General features: G+C 65.6%; 18 protein-coding genes. 7 read left to right on the top strand and 11 right to left on the bottom strand.

The features are described from left to right. Positions 1-117: 117 nt before the first annotated feature. The 5 genes from GWG65_RS21040 to GWG65_RS21020 form a co-directional block, all read right to left on the bottom strand. Complete coding sequence (locus GWG65_RS21040; protein ID WP_275197471.1) at positions 118-1,272, bottom strand: ABC transporter substrate-binding protein; 1,155 nt, start codon at positions 1,270-1,272, stop codon at positions 118-120. 82 nt (positions 1,273-1,354) lie between these two features. Continuing rightward, complete coding sequence (locus GWG65_RS21035; RefSeq protein WP_275197469.1) at positions 1,355-2,560, bottom strand: 2Fe-2S iron-sulfur cluster-binding protein; 1,206 nt, start codon at positions 2,558-2,560, stop codon at positions 1,355-1,357. Continuing rightward, positions 2,557-3,390 carry an FAD binding domain-containing protein gene (locus tag GWG65_RS21030; RefSeq protein WP_275197468.1) on the bottom strand — a complete coding sequence of 278 codons (834 nt, stop codon included), beginning with the start codon at positions 3,388-3,390 and terminating at the stop codon, positions 2,557-2,559. The genes GWG65_RS21035 and GWG65_RS21030 overlap by 4 nt, the downstream gene beginning before the upstream one ends. After that, a complete protein-coding gene (locus GWG65_RS21025; RefSeq protein WP_275197467.1) occupies positions 3,387-5,780 on the bottom strand; it encodes a xanthine dehydrogenase family protein molybdopterin-binding subunit in 2,394 nt (797 codons plus the stop codon). The genes GWG65_RS21030 and GWG65_RS21025 overlap by 4 nt, the downstream gene beginning before the upstream one ends. Before the next feature lie 5 nt (positions 5,781-5,785). Beyond that, positions 5,786-7,063 carry an amidohydrolase/deacetylase family metallohydrolase gene (locus GWG65_RS21020; RefSeq protein WP_275197593.1) on the bottom strand — a complete coding sequence of 426 codons (1,278 nt, stop codon included), beginning with the start codon at positions 7,061-7,063 and terminating at the stop codon, positions 5,786-5,788. Between the two features lie 171 nt (positions 7,064-7,234). Between GWG65_RS21020 and GWG65_RS21015 the strand changes: the two genes are divergently transcribed. The 3 genes from GWG65_RS21015 (at position 7,235) to GWG65_RS21005 (ending at position 10,401) form a co-directional block, all read left to right on the top strand. Beyond that, a complete protein-coding gene (locus GWG65_RS21015) occupies positions 7,235-7,729 on the top strand; it encodes a MarR family transcriptional regulator (RefSeq protein WP_275197466.1) in 495 nt (164 codons plus the stop codon). A 305-nt stretch (positions 7,730-8,034) separates the two neighbouring features. Further along, positions 8,035-9,453 carry a cytosine permease gene (locus GWG65_RS21010; protein WP_275197465.1) on the top strand — a complete coding sequence of 473 codons (1,419 nt, stop codon included), beginning with the start codon at positions 8,035-8,037 and terminating at the stop codon, positions 9,451-9,453. Between the two features lie 9 nt (positions 9,454-9,462). Next, positions 9,463-10,401: an acetamidase/formamidase family protein gene (locus GWG65_RS21005; RefSeq protein ID WP_275197464.1), complete on the top strand. Its 939-nt coding sequence runs from the start codon at positions 9,463-9,465 to the stop codon at positions 10,399-10,401. Between the two features lie 31 nt (positions 10,402-10,432). Here the strand turns inward: GWG65_RS21005 and hydA are convergent, their stop codons facing one another. The 5 genes from hydA to GWG65_RS20980 are packed head-to-tail and all read right to left on the bottom strand — an operon-like array spanning position 10,433 to position 15,210. Beyond that, complete coding sequence (gene hydA / locus GWG65_RS21000; protein ID WP_275197462.1) at positions 10,433-11,893, bottom strand: dihydropyrimidinase; 1,461 nt, start codon at positions 11,891-11,893, stop codon at positions 10,433-10,435. Beyond that, positions 11,854-12,585, bottom strand: a complete 732-nt coding sequence (locus tag GWG65_RS20995) for an aspartate/glutamate racemase family protein (RefSeq protein ID WP_275197461.1) — start codon at positions 12,583-12,585, stop codon at positions 11,854-11,856. The genes hydA and GWG65_RS20995 overlap by 40 nt, the downstream gene beginning before the upstream one ends. A gap of 9 nt (positions 12,586-12,594) precedes the next feature. Then, positions 12,595-13,371: an ABC transporter ATP-binding protein gene (locus GWG65_RS20990; RefSeq protein WP_275197460.1), complete on the bottom strand. Its 777-nt coding sequence runs from the start codon at positions 13,369-13,371 to the stop codon at positions 12,595-12,597. Continuing rightward, positions 13,371-14,222 (bottom strand): ABC transporter permease, encoded by an 852-nt coding sequence (locus GWG65_RS20985; protein ID WP_275197459.1) that lies wholly within the window; start codon positions 14,220-14,222, stop codon positions 13,371-13,373. The genes GWG65_RS20990 and GWG65_RS20985 overlap by 1 nt, the downstream gene beginning before the upstream one ends. After that, positions 14,206-15,210 carry an ABC transporter substrate-binding protein gene (locus GWG65_RS20980; RefSeq protein ID WP_275197458.1) on the bottom strand — a complete coding sequence of 335 codons (1,005 nt, stop codon included), beginning with the start codon at positions 15,208-15,210 and terminating at the stop codon, positions 14,206-14,208. Before GWG65_RS20980 ends, GWG65_RS20985 begins: the two co-directional genes overlap by 17 nt. Positions 15,211-15,409: 199 nt before the next feature. On the opposite strand from GWG65_RS20980, the gene GWG65_RS20975 reads away from it, so the two are divergent. Together GWG65_RS20975 and GWG65_RS20970 are read left to right on the top strand one after the other, a co-directional pair. Then, positions 15,410-16,120, top strand: a complete 711-nt coding sequence (locus GWG65_RS20975; RefSeq protein WP_275197457.1) for a GntR family transcriptional regulator — start codon at positions 15,410-15,412, stop codon at positions 16,118-16,120. 2 nt (positions 16,121-16,122) lie between these two features. After that, positions 16,123-16,872 (top strand): aspartate/glutamate racemase family protein, encoded by a 750-nt coding sequence (locus GWG65_RS20970; RefSeq protein ID WP_275197592.1) that lies wholly within the window; start codon positions 16,123-16,125, stop codon positions 16,870-16,872. Here the strand turns inward: GWG65_RS20970 and GWG65_RS20965 are convergent, their stop codons facing one another. Beyond that, the gene (locus GWG65_RS20965) at positions 16,873-18,261 is read right to left on the bottom strand and encodes an amidase (protein ID WP_275197455.1); all 1,389 of its coding nucleotides are present in this window, start codon (positions 18,259-18,261) and stop codon (positions 16,873-16,875) included. Positions 18,262-18,349: 88 nt separating this feature from the next. On the opposite strand from GWG65_RS20965, the gene GWG65_RS20960 reads away from it, so the two are divergent. Both GWG65_RS20960 and GWG65_RS20955 read left to right on the top strand, forming a co-directional pair. After that, on the top strand, positions 18,350-19,444 hold the full coding sequence (locus tag GWG65_RS20960; RefSeq protein ID WP_275197453.1) for an ABC transporter ATP-binding protein: 1,095 nt from the start codon (positions 18,350-18,352) through the stop codon (positions 19,442-19,444). 29 nt (positions 19,445-19,473) lie between these two features. Further along, a complete protein-coding gene (locus tag GWG65_RS20955) occupies positions 19,474-20,520 on the top strand; it encodes an ABC transporter substrate-binding protein (RefSeq protein WP_275197452.1) in 1,047 nt (348 codons plus the stop codon). Positions 20,521-20,523: the final 3 nt, after the last annotated feature.

The raw sequence follows: 20,523 nt of genomic DNA, 5'->3' as shown, positions 1-20,523 counted from the left end.
GCGTCTCGAAGGATGGGCCGCAGGCAAGCTGCCCGCCGCGCTTTTCTTCATATGCGATAGCCCTGCGTAGTAAGGCGAGAGTGGCGATGTGCCGCCCTCGCCTGTGACTGGCCGACCCTAGAGCGTCTTCATCTCGACCTTGCCCTCGTTGATCTCGATCAGATAGACGTTCGGCTGGCTCTGCCCGCTCTCCTTGCCTTCGGGACCGGACTTGCGGAACATGATATCGCCGTTGAGCCCCTTCAGCTTGATGTCCCAGAACGCCGCCTTGATCGCCGCGGGCTCGGCCTTGCCCGCCTTCTCGATCGCGGCCGCCGCGGTGCGGATGCCGTCATAGCCGCGGAAGCTCTCGGTGCAGCCGGCGAACTCGAAGCCGCGCTTCTTCCACTCCGAGATGAAATAGTTGGTCGCTTCCGGGTTGGGCGTCTTGTCCGGGAACCATGGCAGGAATGTCGTCAGATGCATGGTGCCATTGGCGGCGGCTCCCGCCTGCGCGATGATCTGGTCCGGGTTCTGCGAGCCGCCGGTGGTGATGATGCGCTTCTTGAGCCCCAGCGCGGCCGCCTGCTTGAAGATCAGCGTCAACTGATCAACGGCGGTGGTGACGATGACGGTCTCCGAATCCGAGCTCTTGATCTTGGAGAGCTGCGCGCTCATGTCCTGCGCGCCCTGGTCCATGGTCTCGACCAGGCCGATCCCGATCCCCTTGTCCTTCATCATCTTGCTGAAATCCTCGGCCGTGCCGCGGCCCCAGTCGTTGTTGATGACGAGGAAGTCGACCTTCTTCAATGCGAGCTTGTCGACAATGCCCTTGAACGCCGCAGCCTCGACCGCCGAAGGCGGCGAGATGCGGAAGATGAAGGGATTGCCGGTCGTCGTGATCTTGCCCGAGGACGAGGTCTCGACGACCATCGGCGTCTCATATTCGATCAGCTTCGGCATCACGGCCAGTGTCAGGCTCGAGCCCCAGGCGCCCATCAGGACCGGCACCTTGTCGCTGGTGATGAGCTTCTCGGCAACGGCGGCCGCTTCGGTCGGGTTGCTCTTGTTGTCCTCGATCACGAGCTCGATCTTCTTGCCGAGAACACCGCCCTTGGCGTTGATCTCGTCGGCAGCGATCTTGGCACCATTGACGACATAAGTGCCGGACGCCGCGAACGCGCCGGTGAGCGGTTCGTTGACGCCGATCTTGATGGTCTGCGCCGCCGCCGCGCCGGCGAACAGGGCTGCCGCCAGCGCGACTGCCGGAACAAGTCCGAGTGCTCGTGTCATTCTGTCTCTCCAAATCCCACGCTGTTGATCTCTAGGCAGTCCAAGCTTCGTCGCTTCCGCGCTGCGCGAACGCGCCGATCCGTCATCCCGCTCCGCCCCTTTTGGCGAAGAAGCGGCCAAAGACGCGCGCGAGGCGGGCGCGCAAAACATCGAAGATGATCGGCAAGCCGCCGAGCTCCGCCGGAGCGACCTCGCGCAGCGGCGCACCCGACATGTGGCGGTCGAGATTGCCGGCGAAGTCCGCCACCAGGCGTCCGGCGAGATCGCGCACCAGGCCCGGCCGGCCGACCTGGGCCAGCATTCCGGTGAGCGTGTACCCGATCGACAGCTCGACGGCGGTCGCAGCGCCGCCATCGATGGGGACCAGGCGGTAGCAAATTTCACCTTGCGTCGCCGAGCGGCTGCGGCGATCCGTGCCGATGCCGACGATGCGGCCGGAGAGCGTCGCCGGATCGCGCTCGACGCGCGCGGCCCCCTCGAATGCTGCCGCAATCGGCCCGAGCCTGACGCGGATCGCACCTTCGACGCGCTCCGGCTTCGGGGGCGCCGTCAGCGACACGCCGGGAAGGCAGGCTGCGATGCTCTTGATGTCATCGAACATCGCAAACACTTTTGCCGGCGCGTGCGGCAGCGTGAAGCGCTGATCGAGAACGGTCGCAGGCGTGAAGTCCGGGATGACGTCCGGTGCGGAACTTTCCGATGCCGGCGCAAGCTCCTGCCGCGCAGGCCGCAGCGGCTGTTCGTTTCCGCCCGACGTGGCCCGCCCCGAACCGGCGGGACCAAGGATGGTCCGGCCGCCACCGGCTTGCGGCGCGATGTTGCGCGCGCGCCGCGTCTCGATCACCGACTGCACCGCCCGCACGATACCGACATAGCCGGTGCAGCGGCAGAGATTGCCGCTCAGGCCGACGCGGATCCGGCGCTCGTCAGCATCCGGCAGACGCAGCACCAAGTCGCGCGCGGAGACCAGCATCCCCGGGGTGCAGTAGCCGCATTGCAAGGCATGCTCCCGGGTGAAGGCAGCGCGCAGCTCGGCCGTGACCTCGTCCTCGTCGAGGCCTTCGATGGTAGTGATGTCGGCGCCCTGGCAGGCCGCGGCATAAGTGATGCAGGAGCGCGCCGGCACCCCGTCGAGCAGTACGGTGCAGGCACCGCAAACGCCGTGCTCGCAGCCGAGATGCGTGCCGGTCAGGTCGAGCTTGTCGCGTACGAAATCGGCAAGACTGGTGCGCGGCTCAGCCAGCACCTCCACCGCACGATGGTTGACGCTGAGGGTGATCGTGTTCATGCCGCGGCCTCGTGAACGGCACGCTTCAACACGCTCACATGGATGTGTCGCCGTACAGCGTCGTTGATCCCGGCCTTCGCAATCAGGAGATCCGCGATGCGGGCATCAAAACGCTGCTTGTAATCGGCGCCGACCCGCCCGCCGAACAGCTCCGCCGCATCGGTCACGACGATCGGCGCCGTGTCGATCGCACCGATCACGACGCGGGCGGTGGCGGCGGCGGGATCGACCAGGACCGCGCCGATGGCATGGGCAAACTCGCCGGTCTTGCGGCAGCTCTTGGCATAGCCCCAATGCGCCGAGACGGCACGCGCCGGCACATGAATGGCCTCGACGATCTCGCCGGCGTGCAGCGCCGATTCGAGGGCGCCGACGACGAACGCCTCGACGGCCAGCGTGCGCGCGCCGGCAAGACTGCGCAGCGTCAACCGCGCCCCCAGAGCCGCCAGCGCGGAGACCCAGTCCGCGGCGGGATCGGCATGGCTGAGCGAGCCGCCGATCGTGCCGCGGTTGCGCACCGCGCGATAGGCGATGTTGGCGGCAACGCCGCGCATGGCGCCGCGGGTCACATCCGGCGTGCGTCCGTCCTCGATATCGGCATGCGTGACCAGGGCGCCGAGCACGAGTTCGTCGCGGGACGATTCTGCCCGTTTGAGAGCGGCCAAGCCGGAGATGTCGACGACGAGTTCCGGCTGCACCAGCCGCAAGTTCAGCATCGGCCCCAGTGATTGGCCGCCTGCGATGATCTTCGCAGATCCGTTCGCCGCAAGCATCGCCAGCGCCGCGTTGAGGTCGCGTGGGCGCTCATAGCTGAACGGTGCGGGCTTCATGCCGCATTCCTTTCGGCGGCGCGCGCGGCCAGCACGGCCTCGACCACGCGGCGTGGCGTGATCGGCGACTGCATCATCTCGACGCCGAGCGGCCGCAGCGCATCGTTGACGGCGTTGGCGATCGCGGCAGGCGGCGCAATCGCACCGCCCTCGCCGATGCCTTTCACGCCGAACTGCGTGTAGGGCGACGGCGTCTCCATGTGGTCGAGACGCGCCGCCGGAACTTCGGTCGCGCCGGGAAGCAGATAGTCGGCAAGCGTCGTCGCCAGCGGCTGGCCGGACGTGTCAAACGGCATCTCTTCGTAGAGCGCCGTGCCGACCCCTTGGGCGAGACCGCCATAGATCTGGCCGTCGACGACCATCGGGTTGACCAGCACGCCGCCGTCCTCGACGATCACGTAGTCGAGGATCTCGACCTCGCCGACATCAGGATCGACCGCAACGACGGCGGCATGCGCGGCATAGCTGAACGTGCCGCTGTCGCGCGCAGGCTTGTAGCCCTGGGTCACTTCCAATCCGCCGGGATCGACGTCGGCCGGCAGATCCTGCGGGCGGCGATACCAGGTGTGGGCGATCGCCTGGAGGCTGACGCTGCCATTGACGCCGCGCACCTCGCCGTTCTGCAACACCACCGAGGCCGGATCGTGCTGTAACAGTTTGGCGCCGATGCGCCTCGCACGTTCGCCGAGCTCGCGGCAGGCGGCCGCCACCGCACCGCCCGCCATGACCATCGAGCGCGAGCCCCAGGTGCCGGTCGAATACGGCGTCATCGCGGTATCGCCGAGGATGATGCGCACCTTTGCGACGTCCATTCCCAGCATCTCATGCGCGACCTGCGCGAGCGTCGTCTCCATGCCCTGCCCGTGCGAATGCACGCCCACGCGCAGCTCGAGGCCGCCGTCCGGCGTCAGCCGCGCCGTTGCCTGCTCATGACCCGGGACCATCGGGATGCCCCAGCCGGCATAGACCGACGTGCCATGCGCGGCCTGCTCGCAATAGATGGAGACGCCGACACCGATACGCCGGCCGTCAGTTTGGCCCTGCCCCTGGCGCGCGCGAATTGCATCGATGTCGATCGCGGCGAGCGCGCGCCGCATTGCTTCCGGATAGTCGCCGCTGTCGAAATGCTTCCTGGTGATGTTGTCGAACGGCATCTGCTCCGGCCGCACCAGGTTGCGCAGCCGCACCTCGCCTGGTTCGAGACCCGCCTCCGCCGCGACGAGGTCGAGCATCAGTTCCAGCGCAAAGCACACGCCGGTGCGCGCCACGCCGCGATATGGCAGGATCGGACATTTGTTGGTGGCGACCGAAAAGGTGCGGCAGCGATAGGCCGGCATCCGATAGGGGCCGGGCAGAATGCTCGCGACCTGCGCGGCTTCGAGGCAGGCCGAGAACGGATAGGACGAGTAGGCGCCGGAATCCACTGTTGCCTCGCAGTCGATGCCGCGCAATGTGCCATCGCGATCGGCATAGGCCGTGATCCTGTAATGGTGTTCGCGGCAATTGGAGCTGGCGACGAGATGCTCGCGGCGATCCTCGATCCAGCGCACCGGATGGCCGCAGTTCATCGTCAGCCAGGACAGGCAGACCTCTTCGGGCAGCAGAATTCCCTTGTGCCCAAATCCGCCGCCGACATCGGGCGAGATGACGCGGATCCGGCCCTCCTCCATGCCGAGGCATTCGGCAAGACCGCTGCGCGTGATGTGCGGCATCTGGGCCGCGGAATGCAGCGTGAGTTGATCGAGCCGCCGGTCGAAGCTCGCAACCACGCCACGGCCTTCGAGCGGCGACATGCATTGCCGCGCGGTCGAGATCTCGCGCGTCACCTTGATCGGCGCGTCGAGCGCGGCGGCAATATCGACCTCGTAATTGGTTTCGAGGAAGACGTTGTCGCCCCAATGCTCATGCACCAGGGCCGAGCCCGGCTCGCGCGCCTTCAGCATGTCGTAGACCGCAGGCAATTCCTCGAGATCGAGCGTCACTGATGCCGCGATGTCCTCGGCCTCGGCGCGCGTCGGTGCGACGCACATCGCAACGAGCTCGCCGACCTGGCGCACCTTGCCGGAGGCCAGCACCGGCTGCTCCGAGATCTTGAAGCCCGGAAGGGCCGATACGGCGCGGATCGGGCTGACACCGGAAAGATCCGCCGCCGTGAAGACACTGCCGCGATAGCGCTCTGGCACATGGATGCCGCGGATTCGCGCATGCGCCAGTGGACTGCGCACGAAGGCAACGTCCTGCAAGCCTGCGACGCGAATGTCGGCAACGAACTGGCCGCGGCCGCGCATCAGCCGGTCGTCCTCCTTCCGCGGCAGCCGTGCGCCCACGCCCTGCCCCGACCCGCCAGAAGGAAACTTTCGCTCGCTGCGCACGCCGGCGCTCTCCTTCAAAGGGCTTACGCCGCGACAGCTTGCGGCAGGATCGGCGCAACGGCGTCAAACCGCGTGCCGGCGCGCAGGCAGAACGCCGGCTGAAGCAGCCGCTCGGCGATGACTTCGTTCTTCTCGTTGTCGCGCAGGACGAAGCGGCCGTTTCGTTCCGTGAGGACGGAGACGTCCGCGTCCCGGCCGACCCTAAGCGCGCCGATCTCCTCGCTGCGGCCGAGCATTTTGGCCGGATTGGAGGTGACCATCGGCACCACCTGCTCGAGCGACAGGCCGAGCGCCATCATCGAGCTCATCGCCTGGACCAGGCTGAACTTGGCCTGACCGGCGAAGGGGTGGTTTTCCTCATCCTCGTGCTCGTCGGGAGTCCCGGCCGGCGCAGGCACGTGGGTGTTGTAGCCGTGAATGTCGGCGCCCAGCGTGGTCGGAACGATGCCGGCGGCGATCGCCTTCTTGGCGAGACGATACGAAAAATGGCTGCCGTGACCGACGTCGACCTTCAGGCCGCGATCGAGTGCCGCCTGGATCACCGGATGCACCTCGCCCTCGCGGTTGACGAAGCCGCCGGGATGACGCGTGAACGGATGCGCGAGGATGTCGCCCTCGCGCAGCAGCGGAATCACGCGGGTCAGGATGGTGTCCGCATCCTCTCCATTGGCGCCGCTCTCGGGCAATCCCCAGAGCTGGCCGAAATGCACATAGACCGGCAGATCGGCGCGGCGGCCGATCTCCGCCGCCATCTCGATGACGCGAATGCCCCAGCGCGCAAAGCCGCCGATCTCGGCATGCGCCTTGATGCCGCGCACGATATCGAGATTGGCCATCGCCGATTTGACGGTCGCATCGATGTCGACGCCGTCAGGACTATAGAGCTTCGGATAGTAGTGCCCCTCAAGTCCGCCGACGAGATAGGCGGACAGAAAGGCATAGACGCGCGAGGTCGCCTGCTCCGCGATGAAATGACGAAAGCCGGGCAGCGTCATGCAGGATGGTCCGCCCTGGTCGACCAGCGTCGTCACGCCCGACTGCACACCGACCATGTCGGCATTCATGCCAAAGCGGCCGGAGACATATTGATAGACATGCGCGTGGGTGTCGATCAACCCGGGCAGCACGAGCTTGCCGCCGACGTCGACCACCTCCCTGGCGCTGGTCGGCAGAATGTCCGATGCAACCGCCGCGATCTTGCCGTTACGGATGGCGACGTCCCTGATGCCGTCCACGCCGGACGCCGGGCAGATCACGCGGCCGCCTCGCAGCAGCAGGTCGAAGCTGGCAGTGACGGACATGGCGCTGACGGACATGGCGCTCTCCTCTACTTCCGCAGGCGGTGGCTCCGCCCAAATACGAAGCATGCTTCGTATTTTGACAGGAGCAAACTTCGTGCCATCATCGGGTGGTGGCGAGCGCACTCGAATCGAGCTAAGCGCGACAGAGTTTCAGGGCTGGGAGAGCGTGCAGTGCGGCAAGCAAAGAAACGTCGCAGCGGGGGCAAACATCGCCCCTGGCCATTGTCGCAACGCCCCGGATATCTGATCCGGCGGCTGCACCAGATTCACGTCGCGCTGTTTCAGGAAGCATGCAGCGCGTTCGAGGTCACGCCGCTGCAATACAGCCTGCTCTCCGCGTTGGCGGTGCGCGAAACCGCCGATCAGACCACTTTAGCAGCCGATATCGCCCTCGATCGGACGACAACGACCGGCGCACTGAAGCGGCTCGCCGCGCGCGGCCTGGTCGAACGCGCCGTCAACAAGGACGATCGCCGGGCGCGATCGTGCCGGCTGACGCCGGCAGGCGCGGCCTTGCTGGTCAAGATCGAGGGCCCGGCACGAAGGGCGCACCGCGCGACCCTCGGTGATTTGAGCGCGCGGGAACAGAACCTGTTCGTCGAAATGATGCAGCGCATCGTCGCCGGCAACCCCAGCCGCGACAATGCTACTGCCCTATTTGATTAGCCGCCGATCTCACGCGGCTGCTGCACTTTTGGGTCGGGCTGCACAATTTATCATCGTGCCGCTGCCCGCCGACGCAACACCGCGGGCTCCATGCGGGCGCCGCGGCCGGGACGCAAATGTCCCGCGCCATGGTCCAGCGAAGCGGCACGTGAGGTTGGCCGGTGCTTGAAAATTCAGGCGCAATCCGGTGCAGCGTGGGCACCATCAAGCGGCCGCACAACCCCCTGCTCCGCCAACTCGGCGCGCAATGGCACGATTTATGCTGCGACCAATACGAAGCGTGCTTCGTATTGGGGGATGATGTCATGACGGATTCCGAACTTCGCGCTGATGTTCACAGCATCGAGCCAATTCCTGATGCGGACCGGGACTCGACCGGACCGCAGCAGATGTGGATCTGGGCGGGAGCCAATATCGCTCCGGTCAACTGGGCGCTCGGCGCCCTCGGCATCATCCTCAAGCTCGGACTGATGGAAACGATCGCGGTCATCGTGCTTGGCAACATCGTCGGCTGCGCGATCTTCGCCGCCTTCACCGTGATGGGGCACAAGACCGGCGTCAACCAGATGGTGCTCAGCCGATCCGCGTTCGGCGTCCGCGGCGCCTACCTGCCGAGCATCCTGATGTTTGTGATGACCTTGGGCTGGATCGGCGTGAACACCTACTTCCCGGTGAAGATCTCGATCGGCATCCTCGGCCAGTTCGGCGTTCCCGACACCTGGCTGATCGAGATCGTCATCATCACGGTGGTGATGGCTGCGCAGGTCCTGATCGGGGTCTACGGATTCTACGCGATCCGCACCTTCGAGAAATACACGGTGCCGCCGACCATCGCCATCATGGTGCTGATGAGCATTTTGGCGTGGACCCGGCCCGGTGTCGTCAATTGGGGACTCGCAACGTCGCTGCCGCCCGGTGCGCATCTTGCGATGCTGACCCTGCTCACGACGGCGATCGGCGTCGGCTGGGGCATTTCCTGGGTCACCTGGGCGTCCGACTATTCGCGCTTCGTGCCGAAAAACGTGCCTGCGAAATCCGTGTTCTGGTACAGCTACATCGGCATGTTCGTGCCGACGGTCTGGCTCGGCATTCTCGGCGCCACCATCGCCTCGACGACGCTGGACACCGATCCGGCCAAGATGGTCAGCGCGGTGTTCGGCGGTCCGGTTAGCATCCTGGTCCTGCTGATGGTGCTGCATGGCCCGATCGCCACCAACATCCTCAACGTCTACTCGGCGACACTGGCGGCACTGAGTGCGGGGCTGAAGTTCTCGCGCTTCTGGCTCACGGTTATCGTCGGCGTCGCCGGCTATCTGGTCACTCTATATTTCATCTTCGCGCCGTCTTTCGCCAAGGCGTTCGACAACTGGATGATCAGCCTGCTGCTGTGGATGAGCCCGTGGGCCGGCGTGGTGCTCGCGGACTTCTTTGTCAAGCGGAAGGGCAAGATCGACGTCGCCGAGCTCTATCGCTCGCCCGAGACCAGCGCCTATGGCGACATCAACTGGGCCGGCATGATCGCCTTCCTTGCAGGTCTCGTCGCCGGCTGGCTGGTGGAAGACGGCCTGGTCGGCGCGTTGCAGGGACCGATCTCGATCAACCTGCTCGGCGGCGCCGATCTGAGCTGGCTGTTCGGAATCGGGGTCTCGGGGCTGGTCTATCTTGGGCTGAGCAAGCGTGTCACCTCGCCGTCCTCGATCGTTGCGAGCGGCGCTGGACGGTGAAGACGGATCATGGCCTTGGTTCTTCGATCCACGCCCGGAAACGTCCAGTGGGGACTTTGGGACGGACGGCTGAAACCGGTGCTCCGGATCGCATCCGGAGACCGCGTCACCATCGAAACGCTGTCGGGCGAGCCGGACGATCTGCCCGAGCCGTCGCTCGGCTTTGACATCGTGCCCGGACATGCCGACGTGCTGGCAAGCACGTTTCGCGGTCCGGGCCCGCATCTGCTCACCGGACCGATCCACATCGAGGGCGCCGAGCCCGGCGACGTCCTCGAGGTGCGCGTGCTGAACATCGAACTGCGCTGCAACTGGGGCTGGAATCTCCAGGTCCCGACGCTCGGCACGCTGCCGGAGGATTTTCCCGAATTCCGCCGCATCCACATTCCGCTCGACCGCGCACGCAACGTCGCCAAGCTGCCGTGGGGACAGGAGCTGCCGCTCGCCTTGTTCTTCGGCAATTTCGGCGTCGCACCGCCGCCGGCATGGGGCCGGCTGTCCTCAAAGGAGCCACGGGCCTTCGGCGGCAACATGGACAACAAGGAGCTTGGCGCCGGCAGCACGGTCTATTTTCCGGTGTTCGTGCCGGGTGCGCTGTTCTCCGCGGGCGACGGTCACGCGCTTCAAGGCGACGGCGAAGTCTGCCTGACCGCGATCGAGGCCGCGCTCACCGGCACCTTCGAATTCCATGTCCGCCGCGATCTTCGCCTCGCCTCACCGCGTGCGGAGACGGCGTCCGACTGGATCACCATGGGGTTTGACGAAGATCTCGATGATGCGGCCAAAGCGGCGCTGCGCGACATGATCGTGCTGATCCGCGAGCACAGCGAGCTCAGCGCGCAGGACGCCTATACGCTTTGCTCGATCGCGGCCGACCTTCGGGTCACACAAATGGTCGACGGCAATAAGGGCATCCACTGCGTCCTGGCAAAATCCCGCATGCCCTGATCGCTCGGACGACGCAATCTGTCGAGCCCGATCAGATCAGGCTCGACTTGCCGCGGCTCAGCACTTCGCCCGCGCCCTTGTCGCCGACGATCTTGCCGTGCTCGCACACCACGCGGCCTCGCGCGATCGTGGTGACGGGCCAGCCGGTGACCTCGAACCCTTCCCAGGGCGTGTAGTCGGAGCCGTGGTGCAGATCGGCCTGCCGGATCGGCTTGGTCAGCTTAGGATCCCACAGCACGATATCCGCATCGAAGCCGACGCCGATCGAGCCCTTGCGCGGATAGAGGCCGTAGATGCGCGCATGGTTGGTCGCGGTCAGCTCGACGAATTTCTGCAGCGTGATCCGTCCCTTCGAGACGCCTTCCGAGAACAGGATCGGCAGCCGCGTCTCGACACCGGGAATGCCGTTCGGCACCCAGCGAAACGAGGTGCGGGAATTTGGCGTCAGCTTGCCCTTGGGATCGTCGTAGCGGAACGGGCAATGGTCCGACGAGAAGGTCTGGAACACGCCAGTGGTGATGCCTTCCCAGATCGCCTGCTGGCTTTCGGCATCGCGCGGCGGCGGCGAGCAGACGTATTTGGCGCCGCTGATGTCCATGTTCAGGCCCTTCATGTCGTCGGCCGTGAGCGTGATGTATTGCGGGCAGGTCTCCGCATGCACCGGCAGTCCGCGCTGCTGGGCCCAGCGCACCTGCTCCATCGCCTCGCGTCCGGAGACGTGAACGATCATGATGGGAACGCCGATCACTTCGGCATGGCTGATGGCACGATGCGTCGCCTCGCGCTCGACCGCCTGGGGCCGGGACACGCCGTGATAATAGGGCGCGATGTGGCCTTCACGTTCGAGCTTCGCGGTGAGGAAGCGGATGGCGTCGTAGCCCTCGCAATGGACCATGACCAGCGCCTCCTCGCGACGCGCGACGTCGAAGACCTCAAGCAATTGCTCGTCGCTGAGCACGAGGTCGTCATAGGTCATGAATACCTTGAACGAGGTGTAGCCGTCCTTGACGAGGGCCGGCAGCTCCTGCCCGAGCACGACCGCGGTCGGATCGGAGATGATGAGGTGGAACGCCGTGTCGATGTAGCACTCGCCCTCGGCAAGCTTGCGGTAGTTCTCGACGCAGGTCCGCAGCGAGGTGCCCTTCTCCTGGAGCGCGAAGGGCAGCACCATAGTGTTGCCGCCGGCCGCCGCCGCGCGCGTCGCCGAGGCAAAATCGTCGGCCATCACCACGTCGGGGCCTGAGGCTTGCGAGATGTGGACGTGGCTGTCGATCCCGCCCGGCAGCGCCAGCAGCCCCGTCGCGTCGATCTCGCGCGCCGCGCCCTCGATGCTGTCGGCAATGCTGACGATGCGGCCGTCGCGGATGCCGATATCCGCACGAAACTCGTCGCTGGCCGTCACGATGGTGCCGCCGCGAATAGCAAGATCAAGCTGCGTCACTGCTGTCTCCGTCACTTGACGACTGGCATTGTCTGGAATATCCGGCCCCATTCCGCAAGAGTCGCAATATCGCCGCCAGCGAGGCCGAGGGTCCGCCACAGCGTGACCGCCACCGAATCGAGCACGGCGATATCCAATTCCCGCTCCAGCGAGGTGGCCAGCGCGGCCCCGTCGAGATTGGTGCAGAGGATGACGACGGCATCGGCGCCCTCCGCCGCTACCGCGCGGATCATGCCGGCGATCGTCGCAGATGCAACCTCGCCGAAGGAGAAATTGTCGCGCAGGCCGAGATGCCGGTCCGCATGCGGAGCGATCCCCTCCTCGGCCCAAACGTCGCCGATGCGCCGCTGTACGTCGTCCGTGTAGGGCGAGACGACACCGACCCGTTTGGCGCCGAGCGCGCGGGCGGCTTCGATGCAGGCGAGCGTGGACGTCGTCGCTGGCACGCCTGTGCGTTCCCTGATCGCCCCGCAAAGGCTCCTGTCGCGGCCGATGCCGAGCCAGCTTGCGGACGTCCCATTCCAGGCGATGGCGTCGACCTTGGCATCCGCCAGCAGATCCGCCGCCGGCAGCATCACCGAGGCGTCGAACTGGTTCAGCGCGGCGGCGTCGAGCGCAATCTCGGTGACGCGGAAGCGCGAGAAATGCGCGGTGACGCCGTCAACACCGGCCAGCATGGCACCGGTGACGGGCTCGAGCACCGAATTGGAGGACGGCGTGATCATGCCGAGACGCTTGCGCATGGCGGTACCTTACGACGCCTGCGCAAGGCGCGTCGACTCCTCCCGGATCAAAGCCAGGATGTGGCGCTTTGCGTCATTGAATTCGGGGCTGGTGATATCGCGCGGGCGCGGCAGGTCGAAATTGACGGCATCGCGGATCCGGCCCGGCCGCTTCGTCATCACCACGATCTTGTTGCCGAGCACCAGCGCCTCGTCGACGCTGTGGGTGACGAACACGATCGTGCAGCGGCGCTTCTGCCAGATCGCGACCAGCTCCTCCTGCATTTCGAGCTTGGTCTGGGCGTCCAGCGCCGCGAACGGTTCGTCCATCAGGATGACGCTCGGGTTCATCAGAAGCGCACGGGCAATGCCGACCCGCTGGTTCATGCCGCCGGACAGCTCGGAGGGATGATGGTGCTCGAAGCCGCGCAAGCCGACCAGATCGATGAATTCCATCGCGCGATGGTGCCGCTCGGCCTTCGGAACGCCCTTGAGCTTGAGATGGAAGGCGACGTTGTCGATGGCCGTCAGCCATGGCATCAGGGTCGGCTGCTGGAATACCACGCCGCGATCTGACCCTGGCCGCTGGACCTGCCTTCCATCGACCAGCGTGCGCCCGGACGTCGCCTGCTCAAAGCCGGCGATGATGTTGAGCAGGGTCGACTTGCCGCAGCCGGACGGGCCGAGCAGGCAGACGAAGTCATTGGCTTCGATGTCGAGGTTGATGTTGTCGAGGGTCAAAAGGTCACGGCCGCGCCGCTTGTCGGAAAACACCTTGACGATGTTGCGGAGCTCGATGGCGGCCATCAGCCGGTCCTGCCTTGCACGGTGGTCGTCGTCTGCCAGCGCAGTGCGCGGGCCATGATGGCCTTGAGGCCGAGGTCGGAGAGATAGCCGAGCAGCCCGATCGAGATCATCGCCGCGAGCACGATATCGTAGCGCAGGAAATAATATGAATCCCACAAGACGTAGCCAAGCCCGCTTTTGACTGCGACCATCTCGGCTGTGACCGTCAGCATCCAGGCCGATCCGACCGCGATGCGAAGACCTGCGAAGATCGAGGGCAGCGCCGCGGGCAGCACGATATCGGTGAGCATCTGTCGTTCATTCGCCCCCATCATCGCACCGGCGCGCACGAGATTATGGTCCACCGTCTTCACGCCATGAATGCTGTTCATCAGCACGGGAAAGAAGGCGCCCAGGAAGACGAGGAAGATCGCAGGCTTGTCGGCAATGCCGAACCAGATGATCGCGAGCGGAATCCAGGACACCGGCGGAATCGGACGCAGCATCTGCAGCGTGGGCTCCAGCGTCTTCTCGAACAGGCGCGACCAGCCGATGGCAACCCCGGCGAGGATTCCAAGCACGCTCGCCAGCGCAAAGCCGCCGAACACACGCAAGGCGCTGGCGAGCGCGTCGCGGAGCCAGTGGCCCGAATAGGTCTGCGTGGTCTCGTCGAAGCCGAACACCCAATCGCCGAGCGCATGCAGCACCGCGCTCGGCGCCGGCAACAGCGCCGGCGGCAGCATGCCGCTGCGGGCGACGGCTTCCCAGGCCGCGATCAGCAGCGCAGGGACGACGACGCGTTCGAGGCCCTGACGCGCGCGGGCCAGCCGAAACGCGGGCTTGGCCGGCGAGACGTCAATAGCCGAGGTCATTCTTGGATTTCCCCGTCGCCTGCTCGATGAACGAATAGTCGATGTTCTTCTCCGCTTCCGCGGAGATGTCCTTCGAGATGTATTTGAGGTCGCGCATCATCGCGGCGATCGCGAGCGTCTGGGCACGATGGATCGCAGGATCCGGCGCGGCATTCTTGAGTGCTTCGGTCGCCACCGTCTTGTCGAGGCCGGTGAGCTTGTTGATGACCTCGATCCACGGCGCCTTGTCGGCGATCAGCTTGTTGTCGAGCTCGACCACGGCGGTGACGACAGCCTGGACACCAGCGCGCTGGCTAGCAATGACATCTGAACGCGTGACGATCAGGTTCGTCAGATTCCCCGCCGCCTGGTCATAGGGCAGCACGAAATGCTTGCCTGCGCCGGCAAGCCGGACCTGCGAGGCGAACGGCTCGACCGTGCAGATCATGTCGACCTCGCCGCGCTGCAACGCCGCGAGATGGTCGGACGGATTGGGGATGTTGATGAACTGGATGTCCTTGTTGGGATCGACGCCCTGCTTCAAGAACGCGCCGCGCATGTGGATGTCCTGCGCGTTGCCGCGGGAGGCCGCGACCTTCAGCGGCTGGCCGTCGCTCTTGGCTTTCGCGACGGTCGCCTTGAAGGCGGCCCAGTCCTCAGGCGGAAGGTTCAGCTTCGCGGAGGTGAGACATTCCGAGCCGCCATTGATCTGGCCGGAGACGGCGACGACGTCGAAGCCCTTGTCGAGCGCAGTGATGTAGTGGAGGTAGGTGACCTGCGCGACATCGATGCTCTTCGACACCAAGGCGGTGAGGACGTCATTGCCCGAGTTGAAGCCGGTGGCCTCGACCTCGACGTTCTTTGCCATGCCCGGGATCAGGGACATCGGCAGGCAATGCGCGCATTTGGCAAAACCGAGCTTGATCTTTGCGGTCTGCGCGGAGGCGAAATGGCTCGTGCCGAACATCGCAGCCATCAACACGAGGCCCAGTCGCAGGATCGTCCGCATCGCTTACTCCGTTTCGGAAAGGCGCGAGCTCTCGCGCGTGCCGCGAGATCATCAGCCGTCATTTGCGGCGGCGCAACGAGATTCTGCATGCTGCATACAATTTGCGCGTTGTGCTATTGTTTTCAGCTAGATGCGTCAGTATTTTGGGCAAGGCAAAGGGACTGAAACGGGTAAGATGAATTTGAGTGGTGAGGCACGCGTGCAGCAGAAATCGGAAGCGCCGAGAGGACGAAAGTCGCCCAAACTCAAGCGGATGGGCCTGCATGAGCGCGCGGCTGCGCGAATGCGGACGATGATCATTCGAGGCGAGCTGGCGCCGGGGTCGCAGACCCAGGAGACCAAGCTGTCGAAGTCGCTCGGTGTGTCGCGCACCCCGCTGCGCGAGGCGATGAAGGTGCTGGCGGCGGAAGGACTGATCGAGCTGCGCCCCAATCGCAGCCCGCGTATCGCCGATATCGCCGTCGACAGCATCTCGGAATTGTTCGAGGCTCTCGCCGGTATCGAGCGGCTTGCCGCCGAACTCGCCGCGGAGCGCGGTACCGACCGCGATCTCGCCCGCCTGCGCACGCTTCAGACCCGCATGGAAGGTCATCATCGCAGCGGCAAGCTCGACGACTATTTCGCCATCAACGGCGAGATCCACAGCATGATCGTCCGCATGGCGCGCAATACGCCGCTGCGGGAGGCGCATGAGACGCTGATCTCCCGCGCCGAACGCGCGCGCTATCTGGCGCTCGGCGCCGACCGCCGCTGGAGCAATTCGGTCGACGAGCATGCCGATATTCTGGCAGCACTCGAAGCACGCGACGGCGAGGCGGCCGGACGCCTGCTCGGTGCCCATGTCCGGCGCACCGGCACCGCTCTGCTCGAAGTTCTCGCCACATCGCCCCCCAAACGAACGGCAGCGTGACCATGAAGCTGCTCCTGCTCAACCCCAACACCAGCGCCGAAGTCACCCGGCTGATGATGGATGTCGGGCAGCGCGCAACGTCGCCCGGCACCGTGCTGGTCCCCTGCACCGCGTCCCGCGGCGTGCCCTACATCTCGACCCGGACCGAGGCCCAGATCGGCGGGGCGATCGCGCTGGAAATGCTGGCCGAACAGCATCACGAGGTCGATGCGGCGATCATCGCCGCCTTCGGCGACCCCGGCCTCTTCGCTGCGCGCGAAACATTCGACATTCCCGTGGTCGGCATGGCGGAAGCCGCGATGCTGACGGCCTGCATGGCCGGGCGCCGTTTCGCCATTGTCACGTTCGCGCAGGCGCTAGGGCCCTGGTACGAGGAATGCGTCCGTGCTCACGGGCTGTGGGAGCGCTGCGCCGGCATCCGCACGCTCGACACGCCGTTCCAGGCGATCTCCGAGGTCGGCACCGAGAAGGAGGACCTTCTCGTCGCGCTCGCGCAGCGCGCGATCGTCGAGAACGAGGCCGACGTCCTGATTTTCGCCGGCGCGCCACTCTCGGGTCTTGCCGGGCGGGTTGCCGGCCGGGTCCCCGTCCCCGTCATCGATCAAGTCGGCGCCGCCGTGAAGCAAGCCGAGGCGCTGGTGGCACTGCGCCTGCGCAAGGCGACCGCGGGCACGTTCCGCCGCCCCGCGGCCAAGCCCACGACCGGTCTTACCGAGGCGCTCGCCGCCCGGCTCGAACATCGCGACAGTTGATCAGGCAGGCGGCCGGCGATGCGAAAAACCCAGCGTCTGCTCGATGGTCCGGCCAAAGGCAAACAAGCGCGATTCGCATCCCGGCGGCGCAATGATCTGGATGCCGAACGGCAGCTCATTCGCTCCCCGCTGCGTCGGCACGGTCAGGACTGGAAAACCCACCAGCGAGACAATGAAGGTAACGGCGAGATAGTCGATCGGCGTGTCCAATGTCGTGCCGTCGATTGCCGTGACGTCGCTGACTTCGTTCGGCCAGGGGAAGACGGACGCCGCCGGCGCCACCAGGAAATCGGCGCGGGTGAACAGGTCGCGGAAGCTGCGGTAGATCGCGGTGCGGCGGCGCTCCGCATTGAGATAATCTTCGGCCGAGAGCCTTGCGCCCGCCTCGATATTCCAGATCACGGTGGGCGTGAGTTCATCGCGCCGCGTCTTCAGCAACTCACCAAAACCGTTGGCGATATGTGCGGCGCGCAACATGCGGAAGGTCTCGATTGCACCGCCGCAATCTGGCGACGATTGCACAATATCGGCAACGCGCGCGAGCGCCTCGCAGGCCATCGCAAAGCGTGCCCGAACATCGCGGGCGACCGGTGCAACGCCGAAATCGGGCGTGACGGCGATCCGGGGACGTCCTGCGGACGTTCGATCGCCGCGGAAGCTTCCGCTCGAGAGCGGATCATGCGCATCGGCTCCCTCGCACACCGACAACGCAAGCTCGAGGTCGTCGATGCTGCGGGCAAGGAAACCGTGGGTCGCCAGCATGTCCCAGCCCAGCGGGCGGCGCGGCGATGGAATGCGACCCGGTGTCGCCCGGATCGAGGCGACATCGCAGAAACTCGCGGGCGTGCGCACGGATCCGCCGAAATCGGTGCCGTGTGCCAGCGGCACCATACCGGCCGCGACCGCGACGGCGGAGCCGCCGGACGATCCGCCGGAGGTCAGCGCAGGATCGAACGGATTGCGGGTCGGCCCACACAATCTGTTGGTGCAGACCGCACCGAAGCCGAATTCGGGTGTGTTGGTCTTGCCCAAAATGATCGCGCCGGCGCGCCGCAGCCGCGCGACCACGAGATCGTCCTCCATCGGCACGTGGTCGCGAAACAGAGCCGATCCATAGGTGGTCGTCAGCCCCGCGGTGTCGGTGAGGTCCTTGATCGCGACGGGCACGCCATGCAGCGGTCCGGCCGGCGCGGACGCCGCGTCACAGATTTGCGCCGCACGGCGGGCGCCCTCAGCGTCGACCGTCACGAATGCTGCCAATTGCGCGTCCTGTTCCGCGATCCGCGCAAGATGCGCCTCGACGACGTCGCGCGACGACAGCTCGCCCCTGGCAATGGCGCGCGCAAGGGTTGTGGCATTGAGCTCGCAGAGCGATGGATCCGTTATCATCGCGCCACAATGCCAAAACTCGCATCCAAAAGCGACCGGCTCGGGCACGAGACTTGCTTTCTCCTTTGGGGCAACGGGAGGCAACACCATGGCTGATGCGCAAAGCGGCCGTTCGCTCGTCGTCGACGCCGTCACCCACCGCTATCCGAGCGGCGCGCTCGCGGTCGAGAACATCAATCTCGACATCAAGGGCGGCGAGATCATCGCGCTGCTCGGCCCCTCCGGCTGCGGCAAGACGACCTTGCTGCGGATCATCGCTGGCTTCATCGCACAGAGCCAGGGACGGATCATCATCGGCGACGACATCGTTGACGCGCTGCCGCCGAACCGCCGCGCGGTCGGCATCGTGTTCCAGAACTATGCCCTGTTTCCCCATCTCACCGTCACCGAGAACGTCGGCTACGGCCTCGCCGCCCGCGGCATCGACAAGGCGACGCGCCAGCGCGAGGCGCAACGGCTGCTCGAGCTGGTGCAACTGCCGTCGATGGCCGAGCGGCTGCCGCGGCAGCTCTCTGGCGGCCAGCAGCAGCGCGTCGCGCTCGCCCGGGCGCTGGCGATCAAGCCGTCGATCCTGCTGCTCGACGAGCCCTTCGCCGCGTTGGACAAGAACCTCCGGCTCGACATGCAGATCGAAGTCAAGCGGCTGCAACGCGTCTCGGGCATCACCACGCTGATCGTGACGCACGACCAGGAAGAGGCGTTGTCCATGGCCGACCGCGTCGCAGTGCTGAGCCACGGCAAGCTCGAGCAGTTCGGATCGCCGTCGGACGTCTACGACCGCCCGCAGACCCTGTTCGTGAACACCTTCGTCGGCTCCAGCAACCGCATGCCCGGCGTCGTGGTATCGGCGGACCGCACCGCCGCAAAGGTGCGCCTCGATGCCGGCGCGGAGATTGTCGCACGGCCCGCGGGCGGCACCCTCAGCGAAGGCGGCCGCGTCACCGTCTGCATCCGCCCCGAACACCTGCAGTTCGTCAGCGACGAAACCGGCTTTGCCGGCGTAGTCGGCATGTCGCTGCCATTAGGCGCCACCGTCGTCCATGAGGTTACAACGGCCGACGGCTCCGGCGTAAAGGTCTCCCAGGCGCGCATCGGCGAGACGCGCGCATTGGAGAACGGCGCCGCGGTGCGCCTCGCACCGCTCGCGCCATCGCTCGCCAACGCTTTTCCCGCAACGCTTTAGATCCAGTCATAGTCCACAGGGAGTTCGCCATGATCCTCAATCGCCGAAGCCTAATGACGACCGCACTCACACTCGGCGCCATGAAGGCGTTTCCCGGGCTGAGCTTCGCCCAGGCCCGCCCGCTGGTGTTTGCGACCTTCACCGGCAGCTGGGAGGAAGCGCACAAGGCCGTTCTCGTGCCGGCCTTTCGCAAGGCGAACGCCGATGCAGCGATGGTGCTCGACCCCATGCTTTCGGTCGACCAAATCGCCAAGGTGAATGCCGCCAAGGCCAACCCGCCGATCGACGTCATGCTGCACGATCCCGGCCCCGCCCTCGTCGCGATCGGCCAGGATCTGGTCGAGCCCTATCCGGTCGAGAAGAGCGCTTATTACAAGGACCTGATCTCCGAGGCGCAGGAACCGATGGGTCCCTCCCCGTTCTTCCAGGTCGTCGGCCTCACCTACAATCCCGAGGCTGTCAAGACGCCGCCGACCTCCTGGGCCGATCTCTGGAAGCCCGAGTTCAAAGGCCGCGTCGGCATCACCAATCTCAACTCGACGCTCGGCACCGGCTGGCTGGTCGAGATCGCCAAGATGCGCGGCGGCTCCGAGGCCAATGTCGATCCCGGCTTCAAGGCGCTGGAAGAGCTCAAGCCCAATCTCTCCGCGGTCGCCGCCAATCCCGGCGCGCTCGCGACCCTGTTCCAGCAGGGCCAGATCGACATCTCGCCCGGCAATTTCAACGCCATCCAGATTCTGAAAGCGCGCGGCGTGCCGGTCGAGTTCGTGGCGCCAAAGGAAGGCGCCATCGCCTTCAAGACCACGATCCACATCGTCAAGAATTCGCCGAACCGCGAGCTCGCCTTCAAGCTGATCGAGGCGGCATTGACGGCGGAGGTGCAGACCACGCTGATGAACCCGCCCTATCTGATCGTGCCGACCAACTCCAAGGTTGCCATGGGCGGCGAGATCGCGCGCGTGCTCGCCAAGGACACCGCCGAGCTGAAGCAGAAGTTCGTGTTCCAGGACTGGAAGAAGATCAACGAGCAGCGCTCCGCCTGGATCGAGCGCTTCAACCGCGAGATCAAAATCTAGCAC

This window comes from Bradyrhizobium sp. CSA207 (genome assembly GCF_029051685.1).
Classification (GTDB): Bacteria; Pseudomonadota; Alphaproteobacteria; order Rhizobiales; family Xanthobacteraceae; genus Bradyrhizobium.
Note: the sequence above shows the minus strand (reverse complement) of the source record. Positions and strands in the feature narration are given on the sequence as shown.